Raw genomic sequence first — 11,491 nt, forward strand, 5'->3', positions numbered from 1 at the left:
GGCTGATCAGCGTCCGGAATTTTGCTTCATTTTTTGCATGACTGACATGGCAGCCATTAATTCTTCTTCAGAAATATCCTCCAGCATTTTTTGTTCGTATCGTTCTACAGCGGCCAGCCAATCTGGATATTGTGTGAGGGCTGCATCCGTGAGCAGGATCTTTTTTTCCCGCTTGTCTTTCCCCGGCACCCTGCTGATCCAGCCGGATTTTTCAAGACGAAGGAGGGCTCTTGTCATGGTCGGTGCCTCAACGCTGAGATAGGTGGAAAGCTCGACCTGTGTGCTGGAGCCTGCTGTTTTCAGCCTGTAGATGATCGGCCATTGTGCGGCATAAAGCCCCATGGGGGTCAGCACGTCGTTCAGGCCTTTTGAGAACTGCCGTGTGCACTGGTTGAAGCTGTGAAAAAAAGGATCCATTTTATTCATATACTATCACCCGTTTCAATTAGTTGCCTAGCTAACTATAAGCTAATAAGACATCTTTGTCCAGTCCGTTTTCATGAAACAGGTTTGAAGAGTGGTCCGAAGGGAATGGGATAAACAGCAGCATTGCGCAAAAAATCTACTGGGGGGAAAGACAATTGGATTCATTTCTTGAGCTTGTAGGAAACATATCGGCATGGCTGTGGGGGCCGCCGATCATTATTATCCTGGCTGGTACAGGCATATATTTAACCTTTTTATTGGGATTCTTCCAATTCAGATACCCGCTTTATATTTTCAAGCAGACCTTTGGCAGCGTGTTTAAAAAGCCGAAAGGGGAGGGGACGGTCACTCCGCTTCAGGCGCTGACATCCGCTCTTTCATCGACCATCGGAGCGGCTAATATTGTCGGTGTCCCGGCAGCCATCATGTTCGGCGGTCCCGGCGCAGTTTTCTGGATGTGGGTCATCGCTTTGATTGGCATGGCCATCAAATTTTCGGAAAGCGTCCTGGCGGTCAAGTACCGCGAGAAAAATGAGGACGGCGAATATGTCGGCGGGCCGATGTATTATATGACAAAAGGGCTTAACATGAAATGGCTTGGCGTCTGGTTTGCCTTTGCCCTTATGATCGAGCTGATCCCAAGCATCATGGTGCAGGGGAACGCGGTTTCGTCTGCTGTTTCAGAAACTTTTGAAATCAGCGGGCTGTGGACGGGAGTTGCCGTTGCAGCAGTTGTATCCCTGATTGTATTCGGCGGAATCAAAAGGATCGGGCAGGTGACCGAAATCCTGGTTCCGTTTATGGCACTGATTTATGTAGGAACAGCACTTGTGATTCTTTTTATGAACATCAGCAAGGTTCCTGAGGTATTGGAATTAATCTTCACGTACGCGTTCCAGCCTGCAGCGGCGATGGGCGGTTTCGCAGGTGCTGCCATCGGCGAGGTCATCCGCTGGGGCTTTGCACGAGGGTTATATTCCAATGAAGCAGGACTGGGGACGGCGCCGATCGCCCATGCCGCTGCACAGACAGATCATCCTGTGCGGCAGGGCTTTTGGGCGATCGTCGGAATTGTCGTTGATACACTGATCGTCTGCTCTGCGACAGCTTTTGTGGTGCTGTCTTCAGGCGTCTGGCAGAGGGAAGGAGCCATGGATGACCCTTCATCCCTGACAACAGCGGCATTCTCTCAGTATTTCGGACAGACGGGGAGCCTCATTGTTACCATTTCACTCATATTTTTTGTGATTTCAACCATCATTGTTGTCATCTTCTACGGATCGAAGCAGGCGGAGTTCCTGTTTGGCGATTTCGCCGGACAGGCCATCAAGTTTGTCTATATCGGTGCCATCATCCTTGGGTCGGTCGGCGCCGCGCAAACGATCTGGCAGTTCCTTGACCTTGCATTGGCGGCGATATTGATTCCGAACATCATCGCCGTACTCCTGCTGAGCAAGCAGGTGAAAGAGCTGAAAAATGAGTTCTTTACCTCGGAAAAATACTATTTGAAGGATATTAAAAAGAAAGATGATGCTGCATAAAGAGACGGGGGTTTCCCCGTCTTTTTTCGTGCAATTCTTTGTGTGGTCTGACTTCATACCTATAAGTCAGACCTATGTTTTTGCCTAAAATCCATTGCTCTTTTATCAAACAAATGTTTATAATTTAGACAAATGTTGATGAAGGCGGTGAAACGCTGTGAATGAAAAAGAACAATCCATTTTAACTTTGATAAAAGAAGACCCGTTTATTTCCCAGAATGAGATTGCAGAGAAGACGGGGCTATCCCGCTCGGCTGCTGCAGGCTATATTTCTTCGCTTGCCAAACAGGGGAAAATCCTTGGCAGGGCTTATATGCTGCCGAACAAGAGAGAAGTGCTCTGCATCGGGGGGGCAAATATCGACCGTAAAATTCAGGCTATTGGCAAAATTGAAAGCGGTACCTCTAATCCATCTGCCAGCTCCCAGTCATGCGGAGGGGTTGCCAGGAATATTGCAGAAAATCTTGGGCGGCTTGGCTGTGACGCAAGTCTCCTGACAGCTGTGGGCGATGATACAGAAGGCAGCTGGCTGCTGGGCTATACAAAGGATTTTGTCGACATCACCCCATCCCAGACGTTGCCGTATACAGCAACAGGAACGTATACAGCCATACTTGACCATGATGGCGAGATGACTGTCGCGTTTGCCGACATGGCTTTGTACGATAGCATAGACTCGGAATTTATTGAAAAAAGATGGGGCTATATTGCTTCAGCAGAGATGGTCCTGCTGGATACCAATTTTCCGGCAGATGTATTGAAAAAGACGATTTCCCGCTGTTATGAAGAATCCGTTCCGCTCTGCATCACGCCGGTTTCTTCTCCAAAGGTGAAAAAGCTGCCCGAAAACCTTCAGGGTGTAACATGGCTGATCGCCAACCATGACGAAGCTGAAGCGCTGTCAGGAATGAAGATAGACAATGATGGAGATTTCTTTAAAGCAGCCGAGAGGATCATGAAAAAAGGCGTGGAGAAGGTTGTCATTACAAGAGGCGACAAAGGGCTGATTTTTTACACGAAGAAAGGCGAGGCAGGAGTGCTGCTTCCGCCGAAGATCAAGGTACAGGATGTGACTGGGGCAGGCGACTCTCTGGTTGCCGGAATCCTTTACGCCCATCTAAAAGGGCTCAATACAGAAAACGCCTGCAAAATCGGCATTGCCTGCAGCATGCTGACGCTGCAATCGGAAGAAACCGTCAGCCCCATTTTAAATAATGTCAGACTGCAGGAAACATTTCAGCAAAACTTCAGCAAATAAAGGAGAGTTATAATAATGCTAGAAAACTATCTTGAATTTTCAGAAGAAGTATTAGAAGCGCGAAAAGCAAATAAACCGGTTGTCGCATTAGAGTCAACGATCATCTCCCACGGCATGCCATACCCGCAGAATATCGTGACAGCCAAAGAAGTGGAAGACATCATCCGCCAAAACGGAGCGGTGCCGGCAACCATTGCCATCATCAATGGAAAAATAAAGATCGGAATCTCTGAGGACGAGCTTGAGTTCCTTGCCCAAAGCAAGGATATTGAAAAAGCAAGCCGCCGCGACCTGCCTTATCTAATCGCCCAGGGCAAAAATGGGGCAACCACAGTTGCAGCCACGATGATCTGCGCAGAGCTTGCAGGAATTGAAGTATTCGTCACAGGCGGAATCGGCGGCGTCCACCGCGAAGCCGAAACTACCATGGACATCTCTGCTGACCTGCAGGAGCTCGCCCGGACAAATGTAGCGGTCGTCTGCGCAGGCGCCAAGTCCATCCTGGATATCGGCCTGACACTTGAATACCTGGAGACACACGGCGTACCGGTCGTCGGCTATGAAACAGACAAGCTGCCGGCATTCTACACCCGCACAAGCCCATTCGAAGTCAACCACCGCGTTGACGCTCCTGAAGATGCAGCCAGCCTGATCCGCACAAAATGGGATCTTGGCCTCAATGGAGGAGTTGTCATCGCTAATCCGATCCCGGAAGAAGATGCCCTGGAAGAAAGCTTCATCACAAACGTCATCGAAACGGCGCTGCAGGAAGCAAAAGACAACAAGATTGCCGGAAAGCTGGTCACACCTTTCCTCCTAAGCAAAGTAAAAGAACTGACAGAAGGAACAAGCCTCACAGCCAACATCGCGCTGGTTAAGCACAATGCTGAAGTTGGAGCGAAGATTGCGGTGAAGCTGCAGAAATAATGGTGGAGAGCCGGTCCTGTGAGGGGGCCGGTTTTTTACTGCCTTTTTTTCTGTTCGCGATTATATTTTAAGAAATCAAGATAATAGCTGAAATCCTCTTTAGAGATGCCCTGTTCTATTGCTTCGTGTACAATTTCTATCCACTCCGGATCTGCTGCCATCTCAGTATGGTGATTTCTGGTATGATCTTCAATCTCAATCAGTTCATCAAGGCGTACCTCCAAAGCTCCTGCCAGCTTGGATAAGATCTGGAGTGACGGATTCATCTGGACGTCTCTTTCAATATAGCTAAGATACGACTTAGATATGGCAGCCTTTTTTGCCAATGCATTAAGTGAGTAGCCTTTTTTTAATCTCAGATATTTTAATTTTTTTCCGAGCATAGTATCTACTCCCTTACACACATTTCATACATTATAACGAACATTATAGTAATTTATAAAATACGAAAAAGTAAGAAAACGAGAGTATATTCAAGATAAAGAACGGAATTCGTTCTATTTGACGAAAATATGAATAAATATGGAAATTTATATAAATGAAAGCATAAACTATACTACTTGTAACATAGCAGAAGAATTTCTTGGAAGGAGCTCCCCCATGTACCGAAAAAACTGCACTAAATGCCACCGGCCATCCTACAGCAGCAGCGAAATAGGCGAATGGCTCTGCCCGGTGTGCGGGAATGATTTGACGCTGTTTCCGTTTTTTGATGCGTTTACTTTCGAGCGGCTTCCTGTGAAGGTGGTGCCTTTTAAGAGAAAGATGGAGAGTTATAAGGGGAGGATCATTAAATAGATAGAGGAAATAAGGCTCATATAGAAGCTGTCGACTAAAAGAGCAAAAACATAACACTTTACCCTTAAATTCACCGGGCCATAAGTCTCATTTGTTTTTGGATTATTACTAAAACTATCCAATTATCCTTCTTTTTGTCGAATAATATCTTAAAATAATTTGAAGGATTTGACAAAAAACAACACGATTATGTTGGAAAACCTTTTATAGTAGTCTTAAGAGGATATGAAAAAAGGCATGACGAAGCAGAAAAAGGCAAACCTGTTGAAAGATAGGGACGCAAAGTCACAGGTCTACCGCGCCTATAGACAGCAAAGTCGGAAGAGGCGCCAGGATGGCTGGATTGCCTGGAATACGATACGTATTTTAGGGGGAAGAGGTTGGTTATGAAGAATAATTTGCAGGAATTCGATTTGGAATGGGTGGCACTTATTGCTGAAGCAAAGGAAATTGGCCTGAAAAAAGAAGATATACTTAACTTTCTTGCCGGCCAGCCGGCAATGGATCTGATTGCGGATAACGGCTGAAAACATAATAACAGAATATAGAAAGCTAAGTGTTTCTCTGCAGGAGAAATGCTTTTTTATTTTGCGGAAACGTCACGGAGGTTGCGGAGGCTGTCAATTGGTATGCTGACTGTTTGCCGTTTTTTTATATAACAGCCTCGGATATAGCTATTTTTTTTGATTGATTCTCCATTTATTGAATTCGAGGAATTCGCGGAACTGGTCCTTCGAGATGCCGGAATCCATCGCTTCTTTAACGATATTCATCCATTCAGAATCCAATTCTTCTTTATTGGGCTGGTCCAGGATCAGCGTATCGACCGGAACATGAAGAACAGCTGAGATTTTTTCCAAAAATTGAATGGAAGGGTTTGTCTGAAGATTTCTTTCAAGGGAGCTTAAGTAGGACTTTGCTACGCCTGCCTGTTCTGCGAGCTCTGAAAGTGACATCTTTTTCTCCTGACGCAGTCTTTTAACACGTTCGCCAATCATTTATTTCACACACCTTTTATCCAGAAGTTATATGATCGAGGGCTATTTATTAAGAACGTTTTGTTCAATCATTATATTTCATTTTAACACAATAGTAATATTTTTTCCTAAGGGTGCAGCCGAAAAAATCAAATTTTTCTTAATAAAAACAGGATTTACTGAAGCTTGAACTTTACGTTAACGTAAATGATATATTAGTGTCAGAATAGTTAATGAATTCGGGTGATAGCATGGAATACACGATATCGGAGCTGGCCAGCGAGTTCCAGGTCAGCACCAGGACCATCAGATATTATGAAGAGCTTGGCTTATTATGCCCCAAAAGAGATGAAAACGGCAGGCGGATTTTTGCGAAAAAGGATTATATCCGGCTGAAGCTGATTTTCCGCGGCAAGCGATTTGGATTTAAGCTCGATGAAATCAAAGAGATGATTGTCCTGTTTGACCAGGACCGGTCGGGAAGGAAGCAGCTGGAACGGACGGTTGAGTATGGCAGGGAGAGAGTAAAGGAGGTGAACGCCCGCATCGGGGAGCTGCTTTTTTTAAAAGGGGAAATGGAAAAGATGCTGGACCAATTCGAAAAAAGGCTGGACGAAAAGGGGGATCATATATGAACGTATCTGAACTGCTGGCGAGGAACGGAAGGAAATATCCAAACAGGGAGGCTGTCATTTCAGGCGAGGAGAGGCTTTCCTATAGTGAGCTGAACAGCAGGGTCAATAAGCTGGCAGATGCATTGAGGTCCAGGGGCTATGGCAAGGGAGATCGCATGCTGCTTTTCATGCCGAATGTTCCGGAATTTGTGGTTACTTATTTTGCAGCAATAAGGATCGGTGCGCTGATTGTGCCGGTGAACAGCCGGCTGACGGCTTCTGAATTGGGCTATATCCTCGACCATAGCGGAGCGAAAGTTTTATTCGCACATGAAATGCTGGTTGAACAGACAGCTGGCCTGCATGAAAGGGCAGGGCTGGAATGTGTGAAAACTGGTGCCTCTGCTGCTGGTTGGGACAGCTTTGATGAGCTGGTGGCGGGCGGCAGGGATTTGGATGCCGGCATTCCTTTAACAGAGGGTGACGAGGCGGCAATCCTGTATACGTCCGGGACGACCGGAAGTCCTAAGGGAGTGCTGTTCACCCACCGCAACATCCTTTCCGCAGCGATCATGATGGCGGTGGAGATGGCGATGAAGCCGGAAAGCCGCATGCTTCACCTGATGCCGCTGAGCCACTCGGCGCCGCTCCATCTGTTCCTGATCGCAGGCACCTATGTGGGGGCAGCCCATATCATGGCGCCGGTTTTCACACCGGAAGTTCTGTTAAAGCTTGTCTCTTCGGAAAAAGCGACCCATTTCTTCGGTGCGCCGGTTGCTTATCTTTTCACAGCAAAGCAGCCTGATATCGAAAAATATGATTTGTCTTCAATGGAGTATTGGGTGTACGGAGGGGCTCCGCTTGGGGAAAAAGAAGTCCGGCTTGTGAAGGAGCGGCTGAAAACGGACAGCCTTTATTGCGTGTATGGACTGACAGAGGCCGGACCGAGCGGGACACTGCTGCTGGCCGGCGAGCATGGACAGAAAGCAGGCAGCATCGGGAAGAGAGAGGCGCTTGGAACGGAGATCATAATTGCTGATGATAAAGGCAATCCAGTCGAGCCGGGCGAGGTTGGCGAAATCCTTTTGAAGGGCGAAGGCGTCATGAAAGGATATTATAAGGATCCTGTAAAAACAGCGGAAGCCATCAAGGACGGCTGGCTTTATTCCGGCGATATGGCCAGATTCGATGAGGACGGCTATATCTGGGTCGTCGACCGGAAGAAGGATATGATCATTTCCGGCGGCGTCAATATTTTTCCGAAAGAGATCGAGGAGCTGCTGGCTTCACATCCATCGGTTGCTGAAGCAGCTGTTGTCGGCGTGCCGCATCCGGAGTGGGGAGAGACAGTTAAGGCGTATGTCGTGATGAAGCAGCCGGGCAGTCTGGATGAGAGTGATTTAAAAGCGTTTTTGGCAGGGAAAATTGCCGGCTATAAGATTCCGAAATTATATGAAGAAATAGAGTCGCTGCCGCGGAATGCGACAGGCAAGATTTTGAAGCAGTCATTGAGAGGGCAGGAGCAATCTGTTTGAGGAGGGGAACTTTTGAATTTTTATAAGGAAGATCCTAATTTAGCATTTGTGCTGAAGCAGTATTTGGATGAGGAATTTTTTTCATGGGCTGAAAAGGAGCTTGAAACGTTCGGCGGATTATGCGCCGGGGAGATTGACGAGCGGGCGGCCCATACCGACCGGGAAGGCCAGCCGCGGCTGATTAAGTATGACAAAATGGGCAATGACATTTCCTATGTCTGGCTGAATGAAGGATACAGGAAAACGGTGGAGCAGACTTATCATGCGGGCATTGTCGGTTACGTTCATAAGGAAATTCCGGATCTTGGGCGGAAAGGGAATTATGTGTATTCGTATGCGCAGGGTTATCTGCTGTCACAGACGGAGCCTGGATTTTACTGCCCTGTCACTTTGACGATGGCGACCGCTTATCTGATCGACCATTATGCGGATGAAGAGCTGAGGGCGAAGTATCTGCCTCATGTGATTAGCACGGGCGAGACCGAGCTGTTTGAAGGCGCAACCTTTTTGACTGAGAGACAGGGAGGCTCTGATGTAGGTGCCAATGAGGTGAAGGCTGTGCTGGAGGACGGGCAGTACCGGATTTATGGGGAAAAATACTTTGCCTCCAATGCGGGTGCATGCGGTGTGGCGATGGTTTTGGCCAGGAGAGAGGGAGCGGCATCTGGATCGAAAGGCTTGAGTTTGTTCCTTGTTCCATGGCGAAAGGAGACAGGTGAGCTGAACGGGCTTGAGATCAGGCGGCTGAAGGATAAGCTTGGCGTCCGTGCGGTTCCTTCGGGGGAAGTGGTGTTCCACGGGGCAGAGACCCATCTGGTAGGCGAGCCCGATAAAGGCATCCATTATATGATGGAAGCGCTTAATTTGTCGCGGATCTGCAATAGTGTGGCAAGCATCGGCATCATGCAGCGGGCTTTTCTGGAGGCGAAAAAATATGCTTTTATGCGGAACGCCTTTGGCAGCAGGCTTGCTGATTTTCCGATGGTAAAAGAGACACTTGCCAAGCTGGCCTGTAAGCAGGAGGTGGAGACTAGTGCTGTGTTCAGTTTGATTTCGCTGTACGATAGGGTTGCGGGAGGTGAGGCTTCGCGCGAAGAGGAAGCGATGAACCGGCTTCTGATTGCAGTGCTGAAAAAGGAAACAGCTGAGCAGGCCATTCATTTTGCGCATGAATCGATTGAGATGCATGGCGGGAACGGCTATATCGAAGACTTTGTCACGCCGCGGCTTTTGCGGGATGCGCAGGTGCTGACGGTTTGGGAAGGAACGGCTAATATTCTGGGGCTTGAGGTTTTGAGATTGATAGAGAAGTTTCGGGCAGATGAGCTGTTTGTTGGGAAAATGGAGGCGGAGCTTGAGGGGCTGGATGAGTGTCTTCAGGAGGTGGCGGCACCGGTTTTCGGCGGGCTTTTGGCGTTGAAAGAGCTGCTTGCGGCTGTGGGCAGCGGGGACCGGGATATGCAGACGTACCATTGCAAGCGGGCAGCTGTTCTGTTGGGGAAGATCTATGAAAGTGTGATCGCTTTGAAGGATGCAGCCTTGGGCGGTGAGCGGAAAGAGATTGTGGCGCGGGTGTTTTTGAATGAAACTTGGGGGCTGACTGAGGTTTTGGATGAAGAAATGCTGCCGGTGAAGCATTTTGATGTGCTGATGCATGTGGGAGAAGCGGTGGAAGTGGAGGTTTGAGTGGGAGTGGGGCGCTGAATCTGGGATTTGGCGCTTTTTTTGTGCTTTGGGGGTGGTTGGCTGGGGTTCGGCGGGTGGTTATTTGTGAGTTTGGGAGGGTATTTGGGGGATTGGAGATATATTTGCGAGTTTTGGGATTTATTTTGCGACTTGGGATGGCGGGACTGGCATGGTTGAGGGGGCGGGTGGCCGGATTGGAGCCCTGGGCGAACGGATATTAGCAACTTTTCCGTTATATTAGCAAGTTTGCCAATATATTAGCAACTTTTTCCGTTTATTAGCAACTTTTCAATTATATTAGCAACTTTCAGGTTTTATTAGCAACTCCGCTGCCAGGGCGCTCCGCCATACTGCGGTGCCAGGTACCACCCGCGGCAAAATAGCGCCAATTCCGCTTTCACGCTGCCAAGGTGCCAGGCACCACCATTTGGGGCTAAGAAATGCTGCCGGTGAAGCATTTTGATGTGCTGAAAAGCGGTGGAAGTGGAGGTTTGAGTGGGAGTGGGGCGCTGAATCTGGGATTTGGCGCTTTTTTTGTGCTTTGGGGGTGGTTGGCTGGGGGTTCGGCGGGTGGTTATTTGTGAGTTTGGGAGGATATTTGCGGGATTTCAGATATATTTGAGACTTTGCTGAGTGATTTGCGACTTGGGATGGCGAAACTGGCACCGTTGAGGGGGCGGATGGCCGGATTGGAGCCCTGGCCGGCCGGATATTAGCAACTTTTCCGTTTTATTAGCAAGTTTGCCAATATATTAGCAACTTTTTCCGTTTATTAGCAACTTTTCAATTATATTAGCAACTTTCAGGTTTTATTAGCAACTCCGCTGCCAGGGCGCTCCACCATAACGCGGTGCCGATACCAAACCGGATGAAACCTCGCCAACTCTGCTTTCACGCTGCCAAGGTGCCAGGCACCACCATTTGGGGCGAAGAAATGCTGCCGGAGAAGCATTTTCATGTGCTGATGCATGTGGGGGAAACGGTGGAAGTGTAGGATTAATGAGGGGTGGACGCTGAATCTGGGATTTGGCGCTTTTTTTGTGCTTTGGGGGTGGTTGGCTGGGGGTTCGGCGGGTGGTTATTTGCGAGTTTGGGAGGATATTTGGGGGATTTGAGATATATTTGCGATTTTTGGGATTTATTTTGCGACTTTGCTGAGTTATTTGCGACTTGGGATGGCGAAACTGGCACCGTTGAGGGGGCGGCTGGCCGGATTAGAGCCTTGGCCGGCCGGATATTAGCAACTTTTCCGTTTTATTAGCAAGTTTGCCAATATATTAGCAACTTTTTCCGTTTATTAGCAACTTTTCAATTATATTAGCAACTTTCAGGTTTTATTAGCAACTCCGCTGCCAGGGCGCTCCACCATAACGCGGTGCCGATACCAAACCGGATGAAACCTCGCCAACTCTGCTTTCACGCTGCTAAGGTGCCAGGCACCACCCGCCGCAAACCGCGCCAATTATGGGTTTCTTCCACCAATTTACCAGGCACCAATTAATAAACCTTCTCTTGACCGCTATCCGGTGCCAGGCACCACCCCACTTCCACCGCAAACTCCCGCCAATGCTGCATTCCCGCAACCCAGGTACCAGGCACCCACCCAAAAAACGCCTCCCCCAATCCCCGTTCCTGGCACCACCCACCGCAAATCCCCGCAACATCCCCAACCCCAACCCCAATACCCCAACCCCACCCCATCCCCCCAATAACACATCCCCTGGTTTCA

The 11,491-nt window shown here is 48.5% G+C and carries 12 protein-coding genes and 1 riboswitch; of the genes, 9 read left to right on the forward strand and 3 right to left on the reverse strand.

The window, feature by feature from the left end; translation table 11 throughout:
• Positions 1 to 6: 6 nt before the first annotated feature.
• Positions 7 to 426, reverse strand: a complete 420-nt coding sequence (locus AC4E8B_RS04050) for a MarR family winged helix-turn-helix transcriptional regulator (RefSeq protein ID WP_490217181.1) — start codon at positions 424 to 426, stop codon at positions 7 to 9.
• A gap of 155 nt (positions 427 to 581) precedes the next feature.
• On the opposite strand from AC4E8B_RS04050, the gene AC4E8B_RS04055 reads away from it, so the two are divergent.
• From AC4E8B_RS04055 to AC4E8B_RS04065, 3 genes are all read left to right on the forward strand, one after another.
• Positions 582 to 1,967, forward strand: coding sequence for an alanine/glycine:cation symporter family protein (locus AC4E8B_RS04055; protein ID WP_490217182.1), 1,386 nt, complete (start codon positions 582 to 584; stop codon positions 1,965 to 1,967).
• Positions 1,968 to 2,124: 157 nt separating this feature from the next.
• The gene (locus tag AC4E8B_RS04060; RefSeq protein WP_490217184.1) at positions 2,125 to 3,225 is read left to right on the forward strand and encodes a carbohydrate kinase; all 1,101 of its coding nucleotides are present in this window, start codon (positions 2,125 to 2,127) and stop codon (positions 3,223 to 3,225) included.
• Positions 3,226 to 3,240: 15 nt separating this feature from the next.
• Positions 3,241 to 4,152 carry a pseudouridine-5'-phosphate glycosidase gene (locus AC4E8B_RS04065; RefSeq protein WP_490217185.1) on the forward strand — a complete coding sequence of 304 codons (912 nt, stop codon included), beginning with the start codon at positions 3,241 to 3,243 and terminating at the stop codon, positions 4,150 to 4,152.
• 35 nt (positions 4,153 to 4,187) lie between these two features.
• Here AC4E8B_RS04065 and AC4E8B_RS04070 read toward each other — a convergent pair whose 3' ends face one another.
• Positions 4,188 to 4,535, reverse strand: coding sequence for a helix-turn-helix domain-containing protein (locus tag AC4E8B_RS04070; protein WP_490217187.1), 348 nt, complete (start codon positions 4,533 to 4,535; stop codon positions 4,188 to 4,190).
• Positions 4,536 to 4,752: 217 nt separating this feature from the next.
• Between AC4E8B_RS04070 and AC4E8B_RS04075 the strand changes: the two genes are divergently transcribed.
• On the forward strand, positions 4,753 to 4,950 hold the full coding sequence (locus AC4E8B_RS04075) for a hypothetical protein (protein ID WP_490217188.1): 198 nt from the start codon (positions 4,753 to 4,755) through the stop codon (positions 4,948 to 4,950).
• A 244-nt stretch (positions 4,951 to 5,194) separates the two neighbouring features.
• Positions 5,195 to 5,301: riboswitch (cyclic di-GMP riboswitch) on the forward strand.
• A 35-nt stretch (positions 5,302 to 5,336) separates the two neighbouring features.
• Positions 5,337 to 5,477, forward strand: coding sequence for an anti-repressor SinI family protein (locus tag AC4E8B_RS04080; protein WP_490217189.1), 141 nt, complete (start codon positions 5,337 to 5,339; stop codon positions 5,475 to 5,477).
• Between the two features lie 147 nt (positions 5,478 to 5,624).
• Here AC4E8B_RS04080 and AC4E8B_RS04085 read toward each other — a convergent pair whose 3' ends face one another.
• A complete protein-coding gene (locus tag AC4E8B_RS04085) occupies positions 5,625 to 5,948 on the reverse strand; it encodes a helix-turn-helix domain-containing protein (protein ID WP_490217190.1) in 324 nt (107 codons plus the stop codon).
• A gap of 230 nt (positions 5,949 to 6,178) precedes the next feature.
• Here AC4E8B_RS04085 and AC4E8B_RS04090 point away from each other — a divergent pair, with 230 nt between their 5' ends.
• The 4 genes from AC4E8B_RS04090 (at position 6,179) to AC4E8B_RS04105 (ending at position 10,756) form a co-directional block, all read left to right on the forward strand.
• Complete coding sequence (locus AC4E8B_RS04090; RefSeq protein WP_490219491.1) at positions 6,179 to 6,562, forward strand: MerR family transcriptional regulator; 384 nt, start codon at positions 6,179 to 6,181, stop codon at positions 6,560 to 6,562.
• A complete protein-coding gene (locus AC4E8B_RS04095; protein ID WP_490217191.1) occupies positions 6,559 to 8,076 on the forward strand; it encodes a class I adenylate-forming enzyme family protein in 1,518 nt (505 codons plus the stop codon). Before AC4E8B_RS04090 ends, AC4E8B_RS04095 begins: the two co-directional genes overlap by 4 nt.
• A 12-nt stretch (positions 8,077 to 8,088) precedes the next feature.
• Positions 8,089 to 9,762 (forward strand): acyl-CoA dehydrogenase family protein, encoded by a 1,674-nt coding sequence (locus tag AC4E8B_RS04100; protein WP_490217192.1) that lies wholly within the window; start codon positions 8,089 to 8,091, stop codon positions 9,760 to 9,762.
• 868 nt (positions 9,763 to 10,630) lie between these two features.
• Positions 10,631 to 10,756: a hypothetical protein gene (locus tag AC4E8B_RS04105; protein ID WP_490217194.1), complete on the forward strand. Its 126-nt coding sequence runs from the start codon at positions 10,631 to 10,633 to the stop codon at positions 10,754 to 10,756.
• The last annotated feature ends 735 nt before the right edge of the window (positions 10,757 to 11,491 follow it).

It is taken from the genome of Bacillus sp. SRL543, from assembly GCF_984799205.1.

Bases quoted from the DNA above. Each gene is read 5' to 3' on its own strand.
- AC4E8B_RS04050 (WP_490217181.1), bottom strand. From the start codon at position 426: ATGAATAAAATGGATCCTTTTTTTCACAGCTTCAACCAGTGCACACGG.
- AC4E8B_RS04065 (WP_490217185.1), top strand. From the start codon at position 3,241: ATGCTAGAAAACTATCTTGAATTTTCAGAAGAAGTATTAGAAGCGCGA.
- AC4E8B_RS04070 (WP_490217187.1), bottom strand. From the start codon at position 4,535: ATGCTCGGAAAAAAATTAAAATATCTGAGATTAAAAAAAGGCTACTCA.
- AC4E8B_RS04075 (WP_490217188.1), top strand. From the start codon at position 4,753: ATGTACCGAAAAAACTGCACTAAATGCCACCGGCCATCCTACAGCAGC.
- AC4E8B_RS04080 (WP_490217189.1), top strand. From the start codon at position 5,337: ATGAAGAATAATTTGCAGGAATTCGATTTGGAATGGGTGGCACTTATT.
- AC4E8B_RS04085 (WP_490217190.1), bottom strand. From the start codon at position 5,948: ATGATTGGCGAACGTGTTAAAAGACTGCGTCAGGAGAAAAAGATGTCA.
- AC4E8B_RS04090 (WP_490219491.1), top strand. From the start codon at position 6,179: ATGGAATACACGATATCGGAGCTGGCCAGCGAGTTCCAGGTCAGCACC.
- AC4E8B_RS04095 (WP_490217191.1), top strand. From the start codon at position 6,559: ATGAACGTATCTGAACTGCTGGCGAGGAACGGAAGGAAATATCCAAAC.
- AC4E8B_RS04105 (WP_490217194.1), top strand. From the start codon at position 10,631: ATGAAACCTCGCCAACTCTGCTTTCACGCTGCCAAGGTGCCAGGCACC.